General features: G+C 40.9%; 24 protein-coding genes. 15 read left to right on the plus strand and 9 right to left on the minus strand.

Annotated features, from left to right (window positions below; translation table 11 throughout):
* Positions 1–191: 191 nt before the first annotated feature.
* Both ACOB82_RS04405 and ACOB82_RS04410 read left to right on the plus strand, forming a co-directional pair.
* Positions 192–1187, plus strand: coding sequence for a TonB-dependent receptor (locus ACOB82_RS04405; RefSeq protein ID WP_448211724.1), 996 nt, complete (start codon positions 192–194; stop codon positions 1185–1187).
* A 23-nt stretch (positions 1188–1210) separates the two neighbouring features.
* On the plus strand, positions 1211–2374 hold the full coding sequence (locus ACOB82_RS04410) for a TonB-dependent receptor (protein WP_448211725.1): 1164 nt from the start codon (positions 1211–1213) through the stop codon (positions 2372–2374).
* A gap of 107 nt (positions 2375–2481) precedes the next feature.
* On the opposite strand, the gene ACOB82_RS04415 is transcribed toward ACOB82_RS04410, so the two are convergent.
* Complete coding sequence (locus ACOB82_RS04415) at positions 2482–3228, minus strand: hypothetical protein (protein WP_448211726.1); 747 nt, start codon at positions 3226–3228, stop codon at positions 2482–2484.
* A 52-nt stretch (positions 3229–3280) separates the two neighbouring features.
* Between ACOB82_RS04415 and ACOB82_RS04420 the strand changes: the two genes are divergently transcribed.
* The 3 genes from ACOB82_RS04420 (at position 3281) to ACOB82_RS04430 (ending at position 5360) form a co-directional block, all read left to right on the plus strand.
* The gene (locus ACOB82_RS04420) at positions 3281–4186 is read left to right on the plus strand and encodes a bifunctional GNAT family N-acetyltransferase/hotdog fold thioesterase (protein ID WP_448211727.1); all 906 of its coding nucleotides are present in this window, start codon (positions 3281–3283) and stop codon (positions 4184–4186) included.
* Positions 4179–4982: an NAD(P)H-binding protein gene (locus tag ACOB82_RS04425; RefSeq protein WP_448211728.1), complete on the plus strand. Its 804-nt coding sequence runs from the start codon at positions 4179–4181 to the stop codon at positions 4980–4982. Before ACOB82_RS04420 ends, ACOB82_RS04425 begins: the two co-directional genes overlap by 8 nt.
* A 78-nt stretch (positions 4983–5060) precedes the next feature.
* Entirely contained in the window at positions 5061–5360 is a 300-nt protein-coding gene (locus ACOB82_RS04430) for a hypothetical protein (RefSeq protein ID WP_448211729.1), read from the plus strand.
* A gap of 55 nt (positions 5361–5415) precedes the next feature.
* Here ACOB82_RS04430 and ACOB82_RS04435 read toward each other — a convergent pair whose 3' ends face one another.
* Positions 5416–7032, minus strand: coding sequence for an ATP-binding protein (locus ACOB82_RS04435; RefSeq protein ID WP_448211730.1), 1617 nt, complete (start codon positions 7030–7032; stop codon positions 5416–5418).
* A gap of 128 nt (positions 7033–7160) precedes the next feature.
* A complete protein-coding gene (locus ACOB82_RS04440) occupies positions 7161–7853 on the minus strand; it encodes a helix-turn-helix domain-containing protein (protein ID WP_448211731.1) in 693 nt (230 codons plus the stop codon).
* A 276-nt stretch (positions 7854–8129) separates the two neighbouring features.
* Between ACOB82_RS04440 and ACOB82_RS04445 the strand changes: the two genes are divergently transcribed.
* Positions 8130–9365, plus strand: coding sequence for a glycosyltransferase (locus tag ACOB82_RS04445; RefSeq protein ID WP_448211732.1), 1236 nt, complete (start codon positions 8130–8132; stop codon positions 9363–9365).
* 36 nt (positions 9366–9401) lie between these two features.
* On the opposite strand, the gene ACOB82_RS04450 is transcribed toward ACOB82_RS04445, so the two are convergent.
* The 3 genes from ACOB82_RS04450 to ACOB82_RS04460 all read right to left on the minus strand — a co-directional run bounded on the left by ACOB82_RS04450 (position 9402) and on the right by ACOB82_RS04460 (position 11314).
* Positions 9402–10298: a S1/P1 nuclease gene (locus ACOB82_RS04450; RefSeq protein WP_448211733.1), complete on the minus strand. Its 897-nt coding sequence runs from the start codon at positions 10296–10298 to the stop codon at positions 9402–9404.
* A gap of 55 nt (positions 10299–10353) precedes the next feature.
* Positions 10354–10812: a hypothetical protein gene (locus ACOB82_RS04455; RefSeq protein ID WP_448211734.1), complete on the minus strand. Its 459-nt coding sequence runs from the start codon at positions 10810–10812 to the stop codon at positions 10354–10356.
* A 121-nt stretch (positions 10813–10933) separates the two neighbouring features.
* Positions 10934–11314, minus strand: coding sequence for a DUF3718 domain-containing protein (locus ACOB82_RS04460; RefSeq protein WP_448211735.1), 381 nt, complete (start codon positions 11312–11314; stop codon positions 10934–10936).
* A 385-nt stretch (positions 11315–11699) separates the two neighbouring features.
* Between ACOB82_RS04460 and ACOB82_RS04465 the strand changes: the two genes are divergently transcribed.
* Complete coding sequence (locus ACOB82_RS04465; protein ID WP_448211736.1) at positions 11700–12095, plus strand: MmcQ/YjbR family DNA-binding protein; 396 nt, start codon at positions 11700–11702, stop codon at positions 12093–12095.
* A gap of 77 nt (positions 12096–12172) precedes the next feature.
* Positions 12173–13156 (plus strand): S41 family peptidase, encoded by a 984-nt coding sequence (locus ACOB82_RS04470; protein ID WP_448211737.1) that lies wholly within the window; start codon positions 12173–12175, stop codon positions 13154–13156.
* Positions 13157–13257: 101 nt separating this feature from the next.
* Here ACOB82_RS04470 and ACOB82_RS04475 read toward each other — a convergent pair whose 3' ends face one another.
* Positions 13258–15000 carry a pseudouridine synthase gene (locus ACOB82_RS04475; RefSeq protein ID WP_448211738.1) on the minus strand — a complete coding sequence of 581 codons (1743 nt, stop codon included), beginning with the start codon at positions 14998–15000 and terminating at the stop codon, positions 13258–13260.
* A 140-nt stretch (positions 15001–15140) separates the two neighbouring features.
* On the opposite strand from ACOB82_RS04475, the gene ACOB82_RS04480 reads away from it, so the two are divergent.
* Positions 15141–15941, plus strand: a complete 801-nt coding sequence (locus ACOB82_RS04480) for a sulfite exporter TauE/SafE family protein (RefSeq protein WP_448211739.1) — start codon at positions 15141–15143, stop codon at positions 15939–15941.
* Positions 15942–16060: 119 nt separating this feature from the next.
* On the opposite strand, the gene ACOB82_RS04485 is transcribed toward ACOB82_RS04480, so the two are convergent.
* Entirely contained in the window at positions 16061–16588 is a 528-nt protein-coding gene (locus ACOB82_RS04485) for an NADPH-dependent FMN reductase (RefSeq protein ID WP_448211740.1), read from the minus strand.
* Between the two features lie 145 nt (positions 16589–16733).
* Between ACOB82_RS04485 and ACOB82_RS04490 the strand changes: the two genes are divergently transcribed.
* From ACOB82_RS04490 to ACOB82_RS04505, 4 genes are all read left to right on the plus strand, one after another.
* Positions 16734–17648, plus strand: coding sequence for a LysR family transcriptional regulator (locus ACOB82_RS04490; RefSeq protein ID WP_448211741.1), 915 nt, complete (start codon positions 16734–16736; stop codon positions 17646–17648).
* 60 nt (positions 17649–17708) lie between these two features.
* Positions 17709–19373 carry an acyl-CoA dehydrogenase family protein gene (locus ACOB82_RS04495; RefSeq protein ID WP_448211742.1) on the plus strand — a complete coding sequence of 555 codons (1665 nt, stop codon included), beginning with the start codon at positions 17709–17711 and terminating at the stop codon, positions 19371–19373.
* A 101-nt stretch (positions 19374–19474) separates the two neighbouring features.
* Positions 19475–20059 carry a TetR/AcrR family transcriptional regulator gene (locus ACOB82_RS04500; protein ID WP_448211743.1) on the plus strand — a complete coding sequence of 195 codons (585 nt, stop codon included), beginning with the start codon at positions 19475–19477 and terminating at the stop codon, positions 20057–20059.
* A gap of 114 nt (positions 20060–20173) precedes the next feature.
* On the plus strand, positions 20174–21280 hold the full coding sequence (locus ACOB82_RS04505) for an NADH:flavin oxidoreductase (RefSeq protein WP_448211744.1): 1107 nt from the start codon (positions 20174–20176) through the stop codon (positions 21278–21280).
* Between the two features lie 48 nt (positions 21281–21328).
* Here the strand turns inward: ACOB82_RS04505 and ACOB82_RS04510 are convergent, their stop codons facing one another.
* On the minus strand, positions 21329–21997 hold the full coding sequence (locus ACOB82_RS04510; protein WP_448211745.1) for a PKD domain-containing protein: 669 nt from the start codon (positions 21995–21997) through the stop codon (positions 21329–21331).
* Between the two features lie 231 nt (positions 21998–22228).
* Between ACOB82_RS04510 and dusA the strand changes: the two genes are divergently transcribed.
* A complete protein-coding gene (dusA, locus tag ACOB82_RS04515; RefSeq protein ID WP_448211746.1) occupies positions 22229–23209 on the plus strand; it encodes a tRNA dihydrouridine(20/20a) synthase DusA in 981 nt (326 codons plus the stop codon).
* Between the two features lie 301 nt (positions 23210–23510).
* Positions 23511–23768 (plus strand): hypothetical protein, encoded by a 258-nt coding sequence (locus ACOB82_RS04520; RefSeq protein WP_448211747.1) that lies wholly within the window; start codon positions 23511–23513, stop codon positions 23766–23768.
* Positions 23769–23773: the final 5 nt, after the last annotated feature.

Below are 23773 nucleotides of genomic sequence, written 5' to 3' on the forward strand. Positions count from 1 at the left end.
TGATTAATGACATCTAGGGCTTGAGAAACGAGCATAAAAAATCCGATAAACAATGTTTATCGGATTTTTACATACTCAGAAGATCGTTCAATTGATCTGTAAATAAATGCCTAACTGATCGGTATTAGCACAATCGATCAGTTTTTTTCAACTGATTACATAATGAAACAACAAGGCCAGTATCCACCACTATGAAAATAAATTATTTAGCTACTCATGTTGCAATTGCCCTCTCTTTGACGGCATTTAACGCAAGCGCAGAAGAAGCCACGCCTAAAAAACAAATTGACCGTACTAAATTAGAAGTAATTGAAGTTCGCTCGCAAAAGCGTGTACAAAACCAACAAGAAGTACCAATTGCCATGACTGCGGTAAGTGCCGCTGACATAGAAAGAATAGGTGCTACAGAAGTAAAAGATATTCAATTTTCCACGCCAAACTTTACTGTTGCAGGTACTAACCCTGTACAGCAATCATTTGGTCTTCGCGGTATTTCAGACCGCGGCCGTAATGCCGGTTACGATCAGCGTATTGGGGTTTATGTTGATGGTGTTTGGGTGGGTAAATCAGCCGCCTCTAACCAATCAGCACTTGATGTTGAAACTGTGGAAATTTTGCGTGGCCCACAAGGTACGCTATTCGGTAAAAATACCGTTGCTGGTTCAATTAACATTACCACTAAACGTCCACATGAAGACTTTGCTGGCTTTATTCAAGCGGAAGCTGGTAATTACGGTAAGAAAAAAATTAAAGGTGCCGTTAATGCGCCTATTACTGATAACTTCATGGGTAAGTTTAGTATTAGCAGCGATCAGCGCGATGGTTATGTTAAGAATATTGCCGGAAAGGGTATTGGCAGTTCTGAATACAATACTAAAGATGAACTTGCTTACCGTGGCCAGTTATTATGGGAAGCTGGGGCTAATACTGAAGTCATGCTTACCGTTGATCATTTAGAAAATGATTTTATTGATGTAGCCGCAGGCGAAAACCCTAATGATCCAATTGCGCCAGATATTTATGAAGTTAGCATTGATGGTAAGCAAAGATTTATTATTGATGGTGTTGGTGGTACTTCACTCAATATCACGCATACCTTTGATAATAACTTTGAATTAACCTCCATTAGCGCTTATCGCTATGAAGATTGGTCTTTCAACGAATATGATGAAGATTCACGCCGATAACTATTACCTACTCAAATACGGCAATGGATAGCTCGCATTTTAGTCAAGAATTACGTTTAGCTTCACCGGCTAATGAAAATTTTGATTATGTTGTTGGTCTTTATTATTTAGACCAAGATCTTGACGGTGACGGTTCGGCGCTACTTAATTTAGACATCTTCACTGGCGGCGCGGTGCCAATTCCAGACTACACAGTCGGTTATGATGCGCAAGTTGATGCTAAATCAATGGCTGCATTTGCCCATGCAAACTATAAGCTAACTGAAAGCCTGCAATTAACTGGTGGTATACGTTATACCAAAGAAGAAAAAGAAATCGATTTTAGCATTTCTGATCCGTTTAAGTTATTTTTTGACAATGGCGCTACGCAAGACAAACGCACAGCAACTGACCTATCACCAAAAATTAGTTTAAACTGGTTCGTCAATGATGATGTGATGATATTTGGTGGCTACTCAAAAGCTTATAAAAGTGGTGGTTTTAATGCCGATTTTATTGCTGATATAAGTGTTTTAGAGTTTGATGATGAAAAAGTAGATGCTTATGAAATTGGTATTAAAAGCACTTGGTTAGATGATTCACTTCGCTTTAATGCGGCAATTTTCCAATCTAACCACACTGACTTCCAAGTATCTTCGGCAACACCAGTGGCAAGTGGCGGTTCAATTCTAACTATTTCTAACGCCGGTGAGCTAACCTCGCAAGGTATTGAAATGGATATTGAATGGTTGTTACATGAAAACTTACGTATTTGGGCATCATATGGCTACACAGATGCAGAGTTTGATAAGTATGAAGGTTGTACCATTGGTGGCACAACAGGTGACTGCTCTGGTAACCGCCCAACAGAAGCGCCGAAAGTAAGTTACAACTTGGGTGCTGAGTGGTTCTACATGTTAGACAGTGGTGAAATCTTTGCTAATGCCAACTACTTCTGGCGTGATGAAATGTATTCGAATGTAAACAACGAACAACCTTTCCTTAATGAAGACTACAGCGAATTAAGTGGCCGTATCGGTTGGAACTCAGAAGATGGCGCATACAGCGTTTACTTATGGGGTAAAAACTTAACCGATGAACAAACACAGATTTATAACAGTGTTTCGTTCTTAGGTACGCCGCGCTCGATATATAATGCGCCACGCATGTACGGTGTAACATTCCGTTGGAACTTTGGTTTATTCTAAGCTGAATTAAAGACTCCCTAGTTAAAAGCCCGAACAGGTCTTGCGATTTGTTCGGGCTTTTTCTATTTATGTATAACCTTCAAACGCTTTAATTAAGGTATTTAGCGCTAGGTTATTACACCAAAACGCAAATGATATTGTTGCCAAAATCGTTGTAGACGTGTTGGTAATATGCTTGAACGGACAATGGTTTTAGCGGGGGTTTTGGGAAGTAAATGCAGGACAATATTTTGATAGTGCGGCACAGTATAACTATGAACAATATGGCTGTGCTTGTTCAGCAATTGACTAAGCCAATAACTAATTTCTTTTTCCGTGGTTTCGGGAAAGTTAATCGACAATATGCTGCCGTTAGGCACTTGTTCAATCACTTGGTTAAGTAATTGATTATAAGAAAAATCACCAAACTTAACTTTCTGATAAATATCGAAAACTAGCCAGTCGCAGTTTATTGCCGGTTGTTGAGTTAGCCAGCACTCGGCATTTTGATGATGAATATACTGAGCCATTGACGACAAATAAAAATACTCTAATGCTAGGGCAATCACTTTGTCATTGGCTTCGATCACCTGATGGTCAATGTCTTTACTTAGCCACCGACTAAATTGCAGATGGTTACCGCCGCCAAGGCCAAGCTCAACAACCGTTGATGGTGTGCAGTTAAGTAGCGGCATCATCAATGCCCATTGATGTGGCAAGGTTAACTGATAAGGCTTAGCTTTACGAATGACGCTTTGCACCACATCATCAAAACTCAACCAACGCAGATAATTATTTTCGCAGACACTAATTGCATCTGGATCTTGAGTAAAATACAGTAAACGCCCTTGATTGATATGTCGACTTAGCGGCATCGTAGCAAGTATTTCCTCATTTACACTGATGATTATTGAGTAAGCATAGCCAATGTACCAAGTTAAAGCACCAGAAAATAAAACAGAGTTCAATCAATATTACCAATTTCGTTGGCAATGGCTTAGAGCACCATGGCAACAACCTGAAGGAAGTGAAAAGGATGAGTTAGAAGCGCAGTCAATTCATCGGATGATTGTCAATGAACAAGGTGAGATTATCGCGGTTGGTCGCTTGCACAAGATTTCGCAAACGCGAGGTCAAATTCGTTATATGGCGGTAGCTGACAGCTATCAAGGCCAAGGCTTAGGCCGAATAGTGATTGACGCATTAGAGCAAGAAGCCATCAAACATGGCGTTAATGAAATTGAGTTAAATGCTAGGGAAATCGCGTTAGACTTTTATAAGCGCCTTGGTTATCAGTTAATTCAACCGGCACACCTGTTGTGGGGGAAAATACAACATTACTTAATGACCAAGCGTTTATCAGCAAGTTCTACGCACCTACTCACAGTAAGCGAGCAGTTGACACACACTTGGCACAATACCATTCCCATGAGCAAAGCAATGAACATACGTGTCACTCATTTTGATGGTGATACTTTGTTTACCGATTGTGATATCGCGTTTAATAAAAATATTCATAACACCATGTTTGCTGGCAGTATTTCTACGTTGGCAACGTTAACCGGTTGGGGCTGGGTCTATTTGGCATTGGAACAGGCGGATTTGCAAGGTGAAATTGTCTTAGCTGATGCGTCGATTAAGTATTTAGCACCTATCGCGGGGGCAGGCGTAGCAAAAACAGATGTTAGCAAGGTATCGGGCGATGTTGCTAATTTAACGACTAATGGCAAAGCGCGAATTGAAGTCGCGGTCGATGTCTTAACTGGTGATAAGGTTGCAGCAAAATTTACCGGCCAGTATGTGGTAATGGCTAAGGGCAATAGCCATGACTAAACATATCGCCATCGCAGGGTGTGGATGGCTTGGCCAAGCGTTAGCTACGCAATTGCTTCAACAAAAATTCAAGGTTACCGCAACAACTACTTCAGCTGAGAAGTTGGTAAACCTCGAAGCGCTTGGCTGTTACGCAAAGCTACTACAACTTCCGGTTGAAAATGCCAATAATAGTGAGGTGTTCAACGGCGTTGATACTTTAATTATCAGTATTACGCCACAAATACGGTCAGGACAAACCGATTACCCGCTAAAGGTAAAACAGTTGGTTTCAATGGCAAACGCCAGTGGTGTTGAGCGTATTATTCTTTTGGGCAGTACAGCTGTATACCAAAGGTTGGGCGGAGAAGTAAATGAAGATGCGAAACTAATCGCCAGTGACTCAAAGGTTGCGATATTGGCAGATGCCGAGCAGCAAGTGCTAAGCACTGAACTATCATCTTGCGTATTGAGACTTGCCGGGTTATTTGGTCCGAAACGCCATCCTGCAAAGTTTTTGGCGGGTAAACAACAACTTGAAAATGCTGATACCCCGGTAAATTTAGTGCATCAAACGGATGTCGTTGCCGCCATTATGCATTTGATTGAGAGCCCTCAGTTGGTTGGTATTTTTAATGTGGTGGCAAATGACCACCCAGCAAGGGCTGCATTTTACTTAACAGCTTGTCAGCAACTCAAACTACCGCTGCCGAGTTTTAATAAGCAACAGGAAACATTGTGTCGTATTGTCTCAGGGCAAAAGCTGGTCGATACTGGCTTTAGTTATAGCCATGATGATTTAGTTGCTAGCATTTAAAACACATAGTGCATGTTGATCTTTTGAGATTAATTGTTGTTATAATTCTTGGTCAATACTTGTCACTTTATTAAATTAATGTTTTTTCGTCGAAAACCACGTTTTTGGTTATTTTTAGTTATTTATTTACATGTCACAGTACTTGATTGGGTGCTAGTAAACGGTCGTGGCCAGCTAATTTTTAAACAAGTCGAAAGCTTACGATTAGAAACGGTTATGGTACATTTGCTGATTGCGCTAGCTACTTGGTTAGTCTTTGTATTAACTGACGTGACTGTTAAAAAATATCGCCAAACTAAGTTGTCGACTAAAGAACCAATATTAATTTATTCATCTGCGGCAATGGCTATAGCCATTGGCGTGATGTTGCTAAGCTAATTATTGCTTAACTAATTGTTGCTTAGCCTACTTTAAATAGGTCAACTTATATTAGTTAGCCAGCAAGTTGACGTAGGCATAGCGTTAGCTTTTCCTTTTCTAGCGGTTTAGCAAGGTAATCATCAAATTCAAAACGCTCACGGCAGGTTTCTGCATTAAGAAATATATCTGCGGTTAAGGCAAAAATTGGTGTTGGTACGCCAAGTGCTCGAATGGCGCGAGCAGCGGTTATCCCGTCAATGCCAGATAAATGAATATCCATGAAGATGGCATCATATTGTTCAGATTTACACAACTCAACAGCGGCTTCACCGCTTTCTGCAAAGCTAATGGATTGGTTTAAACTACCAAAAACTGCCTGAGCGACCTTACGATTAATGGCATTATCTTCGACTATTAGTAGGTGATATCTTGGTAGCTGACTCTGTAGCTGAGAGCTGTCTAAACTTTGGCTAATGTTGTTAGGTGGCGTAGTTTCTGTCAAAGGTAGCGTAATAGAAACTTTAGTGCCTTGGTCCAATTCGCTTTCTAAAGCAATAGCTCCTGCCATTAACTCCACTAAACTCTTGGTGATAGACAGTCCTAGACCACTACCTTCGGCATATTCGTGCTTAGCAACTTGCTGATATTTATCAAAAAGCTTAGCTTGCTCAGACTTGGCAATACCAATTCCTTGGTCGATAACCGTTATGAGTAACTGTTTGTTTTCCGCAGTTATTGATACAGTGATAGTTTTATTCGGCGGAGTAAATTTCACCGCATTGTTGATGATATTAATCAAAATTTGCCCGAATTTACCTTCATCAAAATACAAATATTCTGGAACATTTGGGTTAATGAGGAATTGTAAATTCAGCGATTTTTCATTGGCTTTAACCGATAGCATACCTTTTAAATGATTAAAAAAGTGGCGGCTAGCAAACCAGTTATAGGTGACATCCATTTTGCCCGCTTCTATTTTTCCAAGCTCCAATACTGAATTGACGATATGTAATAAGCGCTGGGCACTAAACTCAATTTCACTTAAGTATTCTGTAGCTTGTGGCGGTATAGCAAGGTTTTTGGCCTTGTCGACTAGTATTTGACTAAAGCCACTAATGGCATTGAGTGGCGTGCGAATTTCATGACTAATATTAGATAAAAACTCGGTTTTATAGTCGCTGGCTTGTTGGGTTTCTTTTAGTTTCTTTCTCAATTCCAATTGAGTGATCACGGCTTTAGCCAGGGTTTTTAACGCGGCCTTTTGATAAGAGTTTAATGTTTTGGGGTGATCGCCGATGGCGCAAAGTGTGCCAATAGCATAGCCTTCAGGCGTCACTAATTGCGCACCAGCGTAAAACCGAATATTGGGATCACCCGTTACTAGCGGGTTATCGAAAAAACGTTCATCTTCTAGCGCGTTGGGAATTTCAAATATTTCACGTTCATGAATGGCGTGTGCGCAAAACGCAAGTTCTCGGCTAGTTTCTTGAACATCAAGCCCAACACATGACTTAAACCATTGGCGTTTGGGATCAATTAAACTGATTAGCGCGATGGGGGTTTCACAAATTTCTGAAGCAAGTTGGGTTAACTCATCAAAATCTTGCTCTTTTACGCTGTCGAGAATGTCATAGCCGTATAATGCATTTAAACGTTGATTTTCATCTGGCGTAGGCGCCGCACTAATCATAATAACTTAATCCAAAATTAGCATTAATGTTAATCATAGCGTGGGAATGGTTATTAAACAAAAAAGCCAAGCTATTTAAGGAGTTTAGTTAAAATAACTTGGTTTTTCCTTTCAATAAAGGCTAAATTTTACCTGCTAACTGAACTGCTTTGTTCAAGCTTGATGGAAAGCGGGCGTAATATGCCTTCAGCGATAATGCCGGCATATAATAAAATCAGTAAACACACGGCATAGGCAGCTTGTAAGCTACCGTCTGCCACAACTTCATGGTAGTGTGACAATATTGCAATTAAGCCAATAATGGTCGCGACTAACGCGCCGCCGTAAACAAAGTATATTTGTTTTTTATAAATCGTGCTTAAGTAGCGCGTGCCTTCGGACATAGCTATTTCTGAACTAAATAAATATTTAAACCCGAACATTGATTTAACCAACCCTTGACCACCAAAAGCAATGGCGGTTGCTGAGTACATAAATGCTAAAACATAAATGCCACTGTATAAATCGCTAAACATGCCAAGATCACCACCGAGGGTAATTAACATGATAATCGCTGCAATAACGGTAGCTATTGCCAGTAAACCTTGCATCATACTTCTCCATTTCCATAAAACTTCAATTTTGTCTGAGACATGACAAAGCATTGGCAGTGGTTGATCTAAGGCGGCGGCAAGTGCCATTTGCGTTTCCATTGAGGCATTGCCATCTTTTTCAATACGCTGAACGGTACGTAAACTTAAGCCTGCGGCCTGTGCTAATAGGTCTTGCGACCAGCCATTTTCTTTACGGAAGTGTTTAATTTTTTCCGGTGAAAGTTGCATATCAAACTCCAAATGCAAGTTCATATCTCGAGGGCAAAATTGCCGTTTATTGCTAAAAATAGAAAGTAATTGATAACGACATTTGCACGACAGCAATATGACATTTAAATTATATCAATGACTTATCAATACTTTATCAATACATTTATCAATGTATTGGCGTGATATTAGGCTGGTTACTAACTATGTAATTTGCAGCTTTTATCTTGATGAGTTTTCGTTGTTAGTGAAAAATATCGTAAACTAGGCGTCTATTTATTTCATCTAATTAATTTTATGAAGTCATTGCTAATTATTGGCTGGGTGTGGCCAGAGCCTAATTCTTCTGCGGCGGGTAGTCGTATGTTGCAGTTGATAGAATTATTTCAGCAGCAAAATTATCAGATAACGTTTGCTAGCCCGGCACAGCCAACTGAACATATGGTCGACTTGGCGGATATTGGCGTTGCATGCCAAGAAATTACGCTAAATTGCGATAGCTTTGATGACTTTATTATAGCGTTAAATCCCGACGCGGTGATGTACGATCGCTATATGATGGAAGAGCAATTTGGCTGGCGTGTAGCGAAAAATTGCCCGAATGCCCTGCGAATACTTGATACTGAAGATTTACAAAGTTTGCGCAATGCCAGACATCAATCGTTTAAACAAACGGGGGATTTATCACAGGTTGATTTGGCAACAGACCTTGCTATTCGAGAAGTTGCAGCGATTTATCGTAGTGATTTAACCATTATGATTTCGCCAGCAGAAGTCGCCTTGCTACAAACGCATTATCAAGTACCAGCGTCATTATTGCTTTATTTGCCGTTTTTATATTCACAAGCGCAATTAACTCGTGAACCTGTAGCTTATTCAGATCGTGAACATTTTATTTCTATTGGGAATTTTCGCCATGCACCGAATTGGGATGCGGTTTTGTGGTTAAAACAGCAAATTTGGCCGCGCATTCGTAAAGCGCTGCCACAGGCGCAATTACATATTTATGGCGCATACCCGCCGAAAAAGGCGACTGATTTACACTGTGAAAAATCGGGCTTTTTAGTTAAAGGCTGGGCGCAAGATGCGTTCGATGTGATGACCAAAGCGCGAGTGTGTTTAGCACCACTGCGTTTTGGCGCTGGCATGAAAGGTAAATTAGCGGATGCGATGCTCTGTGGCACGCCATCTGTTACCACAGATATTGGCGCAGAAGGCATGACCACTGAACACGGCTGGGCAGGAGCTATCGCCAATAGTGCTGATGACATTAGCGATGCTGCTATTGCACTTTATAATGATGAGAAAACTTGGCAACAGGCAAGTGCACTTGCAGAAATAAACCGTCAGCAGTTATTTGCTATGCCGGAATTTAGCCGTAGCTTCGTTGATAGCTTAAATACCATTAGCAATAACTTAGCTCAGCATCGCCAGCAAAATTTTATTGGGTTAATGCTCAATCACCATTCTCATCGTAGTACCCAATTTATGTCGCAGTGGATAGCAGCAAAGAATCAACTGCTTCAGTCATAACTATTAAGGTTTAGAGTTAGCTGCTAAAACAAGCAGTTATAGCATTCCCTTAAGCTGCTCGGCTAAGCGAAAACTGGCCATTTGTACGCGTTGATTCAGTTTTTCACTATATTCCTGTCGTTGCTCTTTTGTCAGGAAAATTGGTTGCTTGGTACTAATTTGGCAGCTAGTACCTTGTCGTTGACAATATAAATTGCTTGGGTTTCGACTGATGGTTAACGACTCATTTGCCCAATCAATTACTGTGCTGTTTTGCCATTGTTTTTGTTGCGCATGTTGTGCAGGAGTAATGTTGGCTAATTTAGTAAACAACAAACTATATTGCTCTTGTAATTTAAAGCGTTTGGTTTGCCAACTTAGCAAACACTGATCCCACAGCCAATGCAAGTTATTACATTTAAGGCCTTTTGCTTTGATCTTGATTTTATTGCCGCCGAGATCACTGGCAAACCCCACGTGTAATGGTTGATGAATATCCCCCAGCCAGTGGCCGAAAAACATCAGCGCTTCCAGCTGTTCATTTGTGGTGTTCGCTTGACTAAATTGCTGCAGGTGAAAAGGAATCGCGTAAGTGATGCAATTTTGCTGGCAGCGACTTTTATTGACTTGGCTATCGCTGCGATCAACATTGATAAAGTGCCAGTCTTTATATCGCTTATATTCTGGCTGGTTTTTGATGATATCTGGCCAGGTGCACGCTTTACCTAAGGTGATTTTGTCTGTTGCTTTATCAAAGTTATATTCATTAATACGCTTTTTCTGAGCGAAAGGCATTTGCTGAAGTATGTTATCAATGGCAGCTTGCTGCGCTGGCGCTAGTTGGTTGTAGGCAAGATCACAGACTAATTGGTGACCTAACTTACCTAATGCATATGCGGGCTTGGTAAGTGCAGCACCGATAATAACTAGGCTGATCAAATAAAGATTACGCATTATTAAAATTTATTGTAATGGTCGTGGTTTTACTCGTAGCCAAAGTAGCTAAAAATTAGGGGCAATAGGCGCCAGAAAAGTAATCATAATCAGCTCGGCGACATTGAAATGCTTGTTCTGCATGCTCAAATAACCACATATTTTGCGATTGACCCGTGCCCTGGCTTTTTAAGCGAATGCGGTAATAAATTTGTTTGATACTGTCATCGAAAACATTGGGGTTGAGTAATTCAATGGTCATATTTTGTTTGTCATGTTCGATGGTGTTGATCATCACTTTGTTGATATCAGGTACCCTAATCGCGTTAAAAATAGCCTCATTGATTTGTGCTTTAGCCACACCTTGCTCTGGCCACATTAAGCGATAATTGCGGGTGTCGTTAATGGTAATGCTGTCGGCGAGACTAGGTTTAGAGGCTGGTGCTTTGGTTGTGTCAGTGCTATCAGTACAAGCAATCAGAAATAACACAGAAAATACCGATAATGTTTGCATGAGGAAATTGTTCAGCTTCATGATTTTCACCTTGGTTTTTGGTTTAACGCATTCAGGTAGAGTGTAAAGCCAAGCCAATAAAAAAGCGACAATCTGTCGCTTTCCCTTATGGTCTAAAGTTTAAAAACCAAGTTACTGCTAATTATCTGGCGGCAGATACATAAATTACCTTAGGCGCAGTTTCAACTTTAGCTACATCTTTAATGGTAACCGTTGGTGTAACTTTATTTTGCTTAAAGCTGTAGCGGTTTAGGTAAGCCGTGGTGTTATGTGCTTGATATTTATGGGCGAACTTTGCTGGCGATAAATCGTTGCAACGGATGAAGTTGACACTGGCTTTACGTTGATGAGGACCCATTTGGCGGATGGTATGTTTTAACGCTTGAACATTATTATTGCCGGCATTAACGCATAATTGCGTTTCTTTACTGTTATCGGTGGCAACAAAAATATAGTTCGCGGCGAATAGCGGTGATGATAATGCCACACCTAATGTTAGGCAGGCAGCTGTAATGATTTTCATGATAATCTCCTTAACAAATAAAATCCTTAACTACAGTAGTGGCCAACCTGAGTGTTCAACGGTTTTGCTATTAAAACCTTAAGCTAAAGCGCCAAACAATTTTCGGTATAAACTAAAGCAATTCCGTTTTGCTTAAGGTATTAGTAGCAAATGAATGTGTCTGGAGTTTGTCTGTTGGTTGTCTAAATGTAATAGACTGTAGAAAAGCATGACGAAATATTTGATCTATATTTTGCCATTAGATGACAGGCTTAATGTAACAAACTTATTTCGTTGAACTTTTGGCAAATTAGTAGGCATGAACGCTCGCTAATGGTATGTCTAATTGCGTCAAAATTGACATATCTGGTTATATTTCAAACATAAATTTTTAGAGAAAAACTGCATGAATCTGGAAGCAATTAAGCAATATTTATTGGCAAAAACTGCAACGAGTGTTGGCTTTCCCTTTGGCGAAGATGTTGAAGTATACAAGGTGAAAACTAAGATGTTTGCCACGCTAGCATTAGGCTCTGGCAAGGAAAAAGATACCGATGGCAAAATGGCTGGGCATTATTGTATGAATTTGGCGTGCGATCCGGAAGAAGCGGTGATGCTTCGAGATATTTTTCCAGCAATTATTCCTGGTTACCATATGAATAAGGCGAAATGGAATACCGTGATTTTAGATGGCTCAATTCCTGAAGGTGAGCTTAAACGGATGATGGATAATTCGTATTTACTGACCGTTGCTAAGATGACCAAAAAAGATCAGCAATCGATTTTACCGCACTTAACATAGCCACTGGCTTTAACATTTGAACAAAATTTATACCGAAAAGGCCAACACGATCTAGTCATTTAAAGAAAAGGTTTTATATGAAATTCAATCAATTAGTTGCGATGTTTTTTGCTGTCGTAACTATCGTTTGTTGTCCGTTTTCGTGGGCAGCCCAGTCAATTCCCCAAAAGCCAGTGACGCTTGAAGCTGCTGAAATTCGCCAAACGCTGCAGCAGTTAATCGAGGTTTTGGCAAAAGAATATATTGTTAAAGATAACGCCGATGTTATTGCTCAAGTATTAAACTATAAAATGTCGCATCAAGAGTTTAATAACCGGCAAGCATTAAGCTCTTTCCAGACATCGTTGGCAATTTTACTGCGTGACATTTCTGGTGACGCTAATCTTGATATTGTACCTACAGTCAATGAATGGTCGCTTGGTCAAACTCAACATTTATCGGCAACAGCTTCCTCGGTGCTTACTGCAAAAGTGTTAGCCGGCAATATTGGTTATTTAACACTGCCTCGATTTGAACAAGCAGCAAAAACGTTACTGCCTGCAGCAATGAGTACATTGCAAAACACTAAGGCAATAATTATTGATTTACGCGAAGCTGAAGGCGATTCTTTGGTTATGGCGCAACTACTGTTAAGTTATTTCACCGAGCCGGATGTGCCTTTGTTCGATAATTATTATCAGCAGCGCGCAAAGGTAGAGCAGCTTAACGCCTTAGCTTCCACGTCAGAAAAATTTAAGCACGACTTTCCCGTTTATCTTTTAACTTCGCCATTTAATGTCGGTATCAGTGAATTGGTGAGTTATAGCTTAAAGCATATGGGTAAGGCAGTGATTATTGGTAAGCCAACCATGGGAATGGCAGTAATTAAGCAAACATTCCCGATTAATCCTTGGTTAAAGGTAAGCATTCCTGTTGCCGTGCCAATTAATCCGATAACAAAGGGCAATTGGCAAGAACAAGGTGTGCTGCCTGATTATGATATTGATGTTATCAAAAGTTTTGACTTTGCTTTTAAGATAGCAAGTGATCACTTACTTTTAGAGGCTGCTGATAAAAAATAACGGCAGGTTATTAACTGAATCAATTACACCAACAGTAAAAAGAAACTGTTGGTGTTAATTTCGTTGGTGAATGTAAACGGGCTTGTCTTTATTTTAGGTAATCAAAAACTCGGCTCAGCCTCAAATGTTAATTGCTCTTGAGTGATAGGGTGAAGAAAACTTAATCGCTGGGCATGAAGGTGCAATCTATCAGCAGGCTGTCCATATAACGTATCGCCGATAATTGGCATATTTAAGCCATCGGGGTGTGCGCAATGCATTCTAAGTTGATGGGTGCGTCCAGTGATTGGGTACAAAAATAAGCGAGTAGTGGTATCTGTATTACTAATTAGCTGCCAACGAGTTTTGGCGGGTTTGCCATGGGTAAAACATACTTTTTGCCGTGGTCTGTCTTCAATATCGACGATTAATGGCAAGTCAATTTGTCCTTCTTTTTGTAGTAAACGGCCAGTAATTTGTGCGATATAGCGCTTTTCTATCGTTTTATCGATAAATTGTTGCTGCAAGTGTTTATGAGCGCGAGTGTTAAGGGCAAACACTAATAAGCCAGAAGTCGCCATATCTAAACGGTGCAACACGGTTGCGCCGGGATGCTGTTGTAATATTCGCGTATAAGCTGAATCTTCAATACTTTTACCGGGTACCGACAACATACCTGCAGGTTTATTCACTACAATAATATTTTGATCTTGATAAACCGTGGTCAATGCCAAATTTGATGCCGGGTTTATCAGTAATGGATTATCATCAACGTCCATTCCATCAAGCATATGATCAAGTATAGGTAAACATTTTCCCTGACATGCGGGATAGAAATGTTGGTGCTTTCTAATTTCTGATTTTGGCTGATTTCCCCACCAAAATTCCGCCATAGTGATCGGTGTTAATTGATGATTAAACGCATATTGCAATAGCTTAGGCGCGGCACAGTCACCTGAGCCAGCTGGCGGTATTGGCGAAATAGTTTGCTGGAACAACTCAATCAGGTTTTTAACTTCGCCGTTAATATTAAGCAGCTGATACTGTTTAAATAAGCGCTTTTGTAATGAGGAAGACAATTTCTTGCGGGCTTTTTTTAACTGAATCAGCTGATTGGTTATTTCATCCAATTTTTCCTCGGCAGCCTTAATGCGCTGTTGCCAGTAAGCTTTCAAAGCGGCAAGTTGCTTTTTATCTTGCACACTCTCGCGTGATAACTGGATGCTCATTTTTTTATGTTGTTCAGAAGTTATTTCAGCAGTTATTTCCGTTGTTAATTCAGCACCTTGCAGTGCTTGTTCTAACCACTGACGCGTTTTTTTTCGTTGCTGACGATTTGCCGCTAATTGCTGTTGAAGTCGACTAATTTGAAATTCAGCCGCTTGCTGTTCACTTGCTAGTGTTGCTTGGCGGCTAATAAAGCTTAAGCTTGCACTAATGTGGCTGATTTCATCATTAAGCTGGTTTACTGTTATTTGTTGCGCAATAAAATATTCATCTTCAGTATTTGGCTCAAAAACCGCAGGTACAAAAATTGAACGAGCTAAGGTTGGTAAATTGTCTTGTTTGCCTGATACTGCGGCTAAATAACCTATCTGTCCCTGCTGGTTTTTAACCACCAACACGCCATACATTTTTCCCGATTGCTCTGAAGTTAGTGGGTGCAGGTTAAGCAATTGTTGTTTTAATTGCTCTGCGGCCAATATAGCAATTGGATGAGGCTGATAATAAAACGGAAAGGTGAATTTGCTCGGCAATGACAAATCAGCAAGATCTTCGGCACAGGTAAAGTGAGTAAAATATGCTGGTGTTACAGGGTGTTCGCTCATTGGCTCGCTAATAAATTCGGTATGGCTTTTAATCATTGACCAATATTTTACCTTTAATCTCGTTAGATAACCTCTATTTTGCAGTGCATTTTGTTTCTAGCTAAGTCATTGGTTATAGGAATAAATAGCGTTTTACAGTATGGTAGCGCTTCGTTTGATGTGGATGGTGAAATAGTGTGACCATTGAGTGGTTAATTTTATATCTGGTATTGGGTAGTGTTGTTGGCTTTACCGCTGGGTTATTAGGCGTTGGTGGCGGCGGTATTATGGTACCAATCCTAACCTCTATGTTTATTGCCCAAGGCGTGCCAGCAGATAAAGTCGTTCACCTTGCGTTAGGCACTTCTATGGCGTGCATTGTTTTTACTTCCATAGCCAGCTTGCGCGCTCACCATCGTAATAATGCGGTAATTTGGCCAATTGTCGGCAAGATGGCGATTGGTATTATTATTGGCACTTTCGTCGCGACCTTTCTTGCCGCTTACTTAAGCTCAACTTACTTAGCTATTTTCTTTGCTGGCTTTATGACTTATGTCGCATTTAATAGTTTTATTAAAACTAGCAAACCTGCGATAGAGAAACCAATTACACCAGCAAATATCGCCATTGCCAGTACCAGTATTGGTGCAATATCGGCGTTAGTGTCTATAGGTGGTGGCTCGCTTACTGTGCCGTATTTATCATCTAAAGCTATTCCGCTTAAAAAGGCGATTGGTACCTCGGCTGCCGTTGGTTTTCCGATTGCGGTATCAGGCACGTTAGGCTATTTAATTAACGGCTGGCAGGTGGATTATCAGCAATTGGGGGTGTTCGGATTTATTTATATGCCAGCAGTAATCATTATTGCGCTGGTCAGTTTCTTTACCGCACCGATTGGTGCCAAACTTGCCCACGCCTTACCGGTGGCTATCCTCAAAAAAATCTTTGCTGTGTTATTGGTGGGTCTAGCGGCAAAAATGTTATTGTCGGTTTTGTAGCGTTGAACTCTGAGTACTGAACAGGGGCTTTAAGATATAAAAAAGCCTGCTAGCGCTATTGTGGTTAATTGGTGCCACATTAGAACAAACAGGCTTTTAACTAGATACTCTTTGGGCTATTAAGCCGCTAGCTGGTTTACCGCCGCTTGTAATTGTTGATTCATCTCAGCATTGGTTAGCTTTTGGCTTTCTACATCAAAGTTGTCAAAAAATTGTGGAATTGACAACGACGCTTTTACGTTAGCATCAAAAAATGGTGCCGAATTTACTGCCGTACTTAATACGCTTTGCGCACCACTTGGGCCAGGTGATGTCGCTAAATATACCACTGGCTTGCTTTGGAATACTTTTTTGTCGATGCGTGATGCCCAATCAAATAGGTTCTTATATGCCGCGGTATAAGTACCGTTATGCTCAGCGAACGAAATGATAATCGCGTCTGCCTCACCAATTTTGGCAAAAAAGTCTTTTGCTAGTTGCGGATGACCAAGCGCTTCTTCGCGTGCTTGGCTGTAAATTGGCATTTCGTAATCATTAATGTCTAACATTTCAAACTCGGCGTTTGGTACTAATGATGCAGCGTAATTAGCTAACATTTTGTTAATTGAATTGTTGTGGTTAGTGGCGGCGAATGCTAAAACTTTCATAGGTAATTCCTCAATCTTGTTCAAAAAAGCATTTTTCGATGAACACGGTGATGATCGAATAATGCCTAAAACCTAAACTTGCATTGCATTATATATTGTTTATATTTGTGGATTAATAAGCTAATTGTCGACATACTTTTTCCATATGGCTGTTAATACAAAATTATTTGAAGGGGTGGTCATTTTCACCCAACTGGTAAAACACGGCAGTTTTACGACAACCGCTGAAGTTACTGGTCATTCTACTTCGTTCATTAGTAAAGAAATCAATAAGCTAGAAGCGCGGCTCGGTGTTCGGTTGCTAAACCGTACTACCCGTTCTATTGGCTTAACGCCCGAAGGTAAGCTTTATTACCAGCATTGTTTACAGTTGGTGCAAGATGGCGAGCAAGCGCTGGGTTTAGTTTCTCAACACGAAGTGGCGCCACGGGGAACCTTACGCATTAGCTGTCCGGTGTCGTTAAGTATTAATTACTTGCAGCCGATTATTGCCGAGTATATGCAGCTATTTCCGCAAGTAGCATTGGAGTTAGATTTAAACGATCGGCGGGTAGATGTTATTCAAGATGGTTTTGATGTAGTGATCAGGGCAACGCATCAGTTGGAAGAATCAAGCTTAATTTGCCGAAAATTTCATACTAGCCCTGTTTATACAGTTGCTTCACATAGCTATATCAAAAAGCATGGTAAACCAAACCACCCAAGCGAGTTGATTCACCATCGCTGTATTTGTTATACCAATTTAAAGCAGCCCACTCGTTGGCCATTTACCGATAAAGACGGTAAGGACTTAGTCGTCGATGTACAGCCGGCACTGTTGTGTAACAGCTCAGAAATGGAGTTAGCCATGGTGCTTGATGGGTTAGGTATATGTCGGTTACCGGCTTTTGCTATGGATCAGGCATTAGCCACTGGGCAGCTAGTGACGCTATTTGAAGATTATCCTGCCAATAGTGTTAGTGTGTTTGTGGTTTATCCTTCGCGTAAGCATTTATCGCCAAAAGTACGCAGTTTTATTGACTTGTTGGTCGATAAACACCATCAGGTTATGATGCCCTAACTACGATAGAAAAGCCCAAATAAAAACTAAAAGCATTAAAAATTTAACCTAGGAATTTCCATGACAACATTTTCGACTCATGAAGTGTTTAACCAGTCGCCAACCTATGATCAGGTTAATTTATTTACTAGCGACAGGGCGTTGGTGTCAGCAATTAAAGCCGAAGGGGCTGATTGGGGCATAAAGCAGCTGAATGATTTTGGTGAAAAGTTTGGCTGCCGAGTACAGTTTAAACGCGGCGATAACGCCAATAAATTTTTACCTGAACTCGAACGTTTTGATACAAAAGGCAATGTCACAGGTATTGTCGAATTTCATCCTGACTACCATTACTTTATGACGCAATCGAAGGAAGCGGGTATTCACTGCGGCGCTTTTGATTATTTAGCCAATGACGCCAGAGAAAAAGCCCAAGGTATCGGTGTAGTTCGCGCAGCAAAACATTATATGATGAGCCAAGTGGAAGCAGGCCATATTTGCCCAATTACCATGACACATGCAGCAATTCCCGCATTAATGGTGCAGTCAGATGTCGCAGAAATATGGCTGCCGAAATTACTGACTCATTCGCATGATCCAGCTTTTAAGCCAATGACAGAAAAAACTGGCGTCACAATCGGTATGGGCATGACCGAAAAACAAGGTGGTACAGACGTGCGCGCAGCAACTACCAAGGCAGTGCCAATTGACGGTGCTGGCCCAGGAAAACGTTATGCCATTACCGGTCATAAATGGTTTATGTCGGCACCAATGTGTGATGCATTTTTGGTATTGGCTTATGCTGAAGCTGGTTTGTCGGTATTTTTAGTGCCGCGCTTTAAAGTCGACGGCTCAGTTAACCACTTAGCATTTCAACGACTTAAAAATAAATTGGGTAATAAGTCTAATGCATCAAGCGAAGTGGAGTTTCAGCAAGCAGAAGGTATTTTACTCGGTGAAGAAGGGCGCGGTATTGCCAATATTATGACCATGGCGAATTACACGCGCCTTGATTGTGCACTTGGCTCTAGCGGGCAAATGCGCCAAGCGCTATCAAGAGCCTATCATCATGTAAGTCACCGTCAGGCGTTTGGTAAACCATTGATTGAGCAGCCAATGATGGCAAGTTTAATTGCTGATTTAACACTGGAAAGCGAAGCGGCAACTACCTTAGCTATGCGCTTAGCGGGGGCATATGATGGCGCGCTTAACAATAATGCATTTGATCAAGCGTTTTCCCGAGTGATGACGCCGGTGATTAAATATTGGGTAACCAAACGTGCACCTAACTTTTGCTATGAAGCCATGGAATGCATAGGCGGTAATGGTTATGTTGAAGATGAGTTAATGGCAAGGCTTTATCGTGATGTGCCGGTTAACAGTATTTGGGAAGGTGCAGGTTCGGTAATGTGCTTGGATTTCTTGCGGGTTTTAGCGCGAGAGCAAGATAGCGTTGAACAAGTGATTAACTGGTTGGCACAGGCAACAGCTTGCCATGCTGATTACGATGCGACCTTAGCGCAATTAGTTAGTGTATTAAAGGGTAATGTGGTTGAAGCTCAAGGTCGTTGGTTGTGTGATACTTTGGCAAAACTCAGCGCGGCGCGGCTGCTCAATGAGCGGGCACCACAAATTATTGCCGATAACTACTTTACAACGCGGTTAGGTCAAACAGCGAGTAATTACGGGGCAATATTTTCAGCTATCGATAGCCAGCAAATTATTGAGCAAAGCTTATTGTTTTAATTAACAAAATTAAAATTCTCATTCATCTGGCTATAAATTATAACCACTATTTATAGCCAGTTTTATTGCTAACTTACCTAAAGGTAAGTTAAAGTGACTTTATGCAAACTCGTTTAAAAAATCGTAAACAGCAAATTGTTGAAGTCGCCTTGGATTTACTCCAAGTTCACGGCTTTGAAAACTTTAGTTATTTAGATATCGCAAATCGCTTATCAATAACTAAGGCCAGTATTCATCATCACTTTGCGAAAAAAGAAGACTTAGGGGTTGCCCTATGTCAGGCGATTCAGGCGTGGCATGAATTAGAGTTTGGTAAAATTTTGGCGTCAAAACAAACGGCTAAACAAAAGCTTGATACTTATGTTAATGCCATGCTGCGTTTTGCTTGTGGTAAAAGCAAAATTTGCCCGCTCAGCAGCTTACAAGTCGATATCGCTTCGCTACCAAAAGCGATGCACCGTGAACTGAAAGCACTGGACGAACACGAACTGGCCTTTATTACGCAAGTGCTAAGCGAGGGTAAACAGGCTGGTGAATTTAATTTTGCTGGCGACACACAAAGTCAGGCGATTTTAGTGGTGTTGGCCTGTAAAGGCGCATTGCAATATTCGCGTGTTCATGGTGATTATATTTTTGATCAAACCATGGCGCAGATTAATACGCTATTAGTTGGTAACAACAAATAGCAAACGAGAAAAAATTTTACCTAGTTAACTGACCTGTAGGTAAGTTAGTGGGTTTGCAAAGCAGTTAAACAATATTTAATCGATAACTTAAACGAAATTTAAGTGAGGAACAGTATGGCAAGTTCAGAATTATTTCAGCCAGTAACGCTTGGCAATTTATCATTAGCCAATCGTACCGTAATGGCACCAATGACACGGACATTTTCACCCAACAATGTCCCGAATGACTTAGTAGTGGAATATTATCGTCGTCGTGCTCAAGGTGGTGTTGGTCTAATTATTACCGAAGGTACTTGTGTTGGTCATAAAGCGGCGTCAGGTTACCCGAATGTACCTTTTATCGCTGGTGAAGAAGCATTAGCTGGTTGGAAGAAAGTAGTTGATGCCGTACATGCTGAAGGCGGTAAAATTGCCCCACAATTATGGCATGTTGGCGCTATACGCAAGCCGGGCGTTGAGCCTGGCGGTGACACGCCAGGTTTTGGCCCGTCAGGCATGGCGATGCCAGGCAAAGTGACTGGTCATGAAATGACTAAAGCTGATATCGATGAAGTGATTGCAGCATTTGCCCAAGCGGCGAAAGACGCCAAAGCTATTGGTTTTGATGCCATAGAAATTCACGGCGCTCACGGCTATTTAATTGATCAGTTCTTCTGGGAAGGCACGAATCAGCGTACTGATGAATACGGTGGCGACTTAGCCGCGCGTTCACGTTTTGCTATTGAGTTAATTGAAGCAACGCGTGCTGCAGTTGGCCCAGACTTCCCAATTATTTTGCGTTGGTCACAGTGGAAACAACAAGATTACTCGGCTCGTTTGGTTGAAACGCCAGAGCAACTTGAAGCGTTCTTAACGCCATTAGTTGCAGCAGGGGTCGATATTTTCCATTGTTCACAGCGCCGTTACTGGGAACCAGAATTTGACGGTAGTGACCTTAATTTAGCGGGTTGGGTGAAAAAGCTAACTGGCAAACCTACTATTACCGTAGGCAGCGTGGGCTTAAGTGAAGACTTCCTTCCGGAAGATGGCACCAGCAACTTTAAAGATGCCGAAAATACTAGCTTAGATGACCTGATGGTTCGTGTTGATAATCATGAGTTTGATTTAGTCGCAATTGGTCGCGCATTAATTGCTAACCCTGATTGGGTCAATAAAGTACGTGATGGCGCATCTGAAAGCTTAAAAGCTTACGATAAGTCGCAATTAGCTGAATTGGTGTAACTAAATAAAAGTCAGGTTGGAATTTCCGCCCTGACTTTTAATAATTGGCTAAGGCGAAACAACTACTCTGCCACCAACTGGATAGCTAATGCCATCGGTTTCTACTACCTCTAGCATTAATACAATCTCTGTTTCTTCATTTACTTGTGGCGCGATAAAGCTGACGGTGTCAGTATTGGCGTCAAATAACGTGATATTGTGATCTGAAGATACACGCCACGAAAGGGTGCTAATTCTGCTGGCTTTTCCCCAAATGATTGCTGGCAGCTTTGCTTCTTCTCCAGATTTTGCTGTTTTAGGCCAAATATCAACGATTAAATAATCATTTAAATCGTGTTCGATGGTTTGAGAGGTTTTTGCGCCTTTGTCATCGGTAACGGTTAAATCAAAAATCATTTGATTGGGCTGTTCCGAGCGACCTGCAGGGTAGCTAAAACTGATGGTTTGGGTGTCTAAGCCACTAATGGCAAATGATTGATCAGTAAGAAGTTGCCATTGATAACTGACTATTTCACCATCGTTATCATAAGTTTTTGCTTGCCATGAAGTATAGAAACTTAAGTTATTCTCTTGGTCATAATGAGAAGCGGTGGTTTTTGTCGCACCTTCTATAACTGGTGGCGAATTAAGTTCATCTTTGTCTCCATCATTATTACAGCCAAATAATGAAACAAGTACCAACGCTAATGCGATAGCCGACCCTTGGTTAATTTCCATATTTTTTCCAATTTCCTTAATTATTCTTACGTAGTTAAGTAAACACTAAAGCAATAAAGCTTAATCATAACTGAACGTGATTGTTGGCATCCGACTTTATCACTATAAGATCAACACGCTCTAGTAAATATTAACGCCTTATTCACGGTTTTATTTGGCTAAGCTTACCATTATTACACAAGGTAAAACGGTGCTATAATTGCGCGGTTTTTTCTATCTGAGTGTGTTGTTTTGAGTCTATTCGTCACTGATCACAAACTATCTGTTGCTCCAATGCTGGATTGGACCGATCGCCATTGCCGTTATTTTTATCGCTTAATGTCTGCACGTACGGTGCTTTACACTGAAATGGTAACAACGGGTGCCATTATTTTCGGTAAAGGTGATTACCTTGGTTTTAATGACGAAGAGCACCCGCTGGTGTTACAGCTTGGCGGCAGTGATCCCCAAGCGATGGCCGAATGTGCTAAACGCGCACAAGCAATGGGCTATGACGAGGTTAATATCAATGTCGGTTGCCCGTCTGATCGCGTACAAAATGGTCGTTTTGGCGCGTGTTTAATGGCTGAGCCTAAGTTAGTGGCTGAATGTGTCGATGCAATGAAGCAGGCTGCTGACATTCCGGTTACCGTTAAATCACGTATTGGTATTGATGATCTAGATAGTTATGAATTTTTGCATGAGTTTATTGATACCGTTAAGCAATCTGGTTGTCAGCACTTTATTATTCATGCCCGCAAAGCTTGGTTGTCGGGGTTAAGCCCTAAACAAAATCGTGATATTCCGCCACTTGATTACGCGCGTGTTTATCAAATCAAACAAGACTTTCCAGAGTTGGCGATTTCGATCAATGGTGGCATTAAAAGCTTTGAAGAAACCAATGAACATTTACAGCATATCGATGGAGTGATGATCGGTCGTGAGATTTATCAAAACCCGTATTTATTAGCGAGTGCCGATCAGCAAATCTATGGCGAAGATAAACCGATGATTAGTCGCGCGTCAGTTATTGAGCAGATGGCCGCTTATATTGATCAACATATTGCCAATGGTAATAAAGCGAAAGCGTCTCATGTCACGCGCCATATGTTGGGGTTATGTAATGGTTTATCTGGCGCTAGGCAGTTCCGTCGTTATTTAAGTGAAAATGCCACGCTGGCGGGTGAAACAGGTGATGTTTTGCGCCGAGCTTTCGATTTAGTCACGGAATAACGTCGACTTACCTATACGTTTATTTCTGCTTACCATTTGCTCGATATTCGTTCGTTTTTTATCTAAAAAGTGAATGGATGTTAAATTATTGTGAATTTCACTATTGGTTAGTGAAATTCACTAACTTCTAGGATTCCATTAACCTTAGGCTTAAACGCTCTCTAACGCTCAAAAAATTAAATTTTTTTTATAAACAATAAGATGTAATTTTTTTCATTGTCTGGCACAACCTTTGTAATGGTTAAAGCAACTTAACTAATAACAGTTTTAAGTTAAACCATTAAAACAACGGGAGCATATGATGAAATTTTTAACCAGCACATTATTAATCGCTAGTTTTGCCTTTGGTGCAAATGCCGCAGAAGTCGGTGATGTAAAACAAGTCACTTCAGCGTTATTAAAACAGCAAAATTCAGCGGTAAGCCAAGCAGTAGCTAATCAAGTAAAATACGATATTCAAATGGTACTTCGCGCGATGCAATTACCAAAAGTTGATCTTGACCAAGCGATGCTAGCGAAAGCAGATAAAAAAACAACTCAGTCAACACGCAGTGAATAAGAGGG

It is taken from the genome of Colwellia sp. MEBiC06753 (assembly GCF_053470325.1).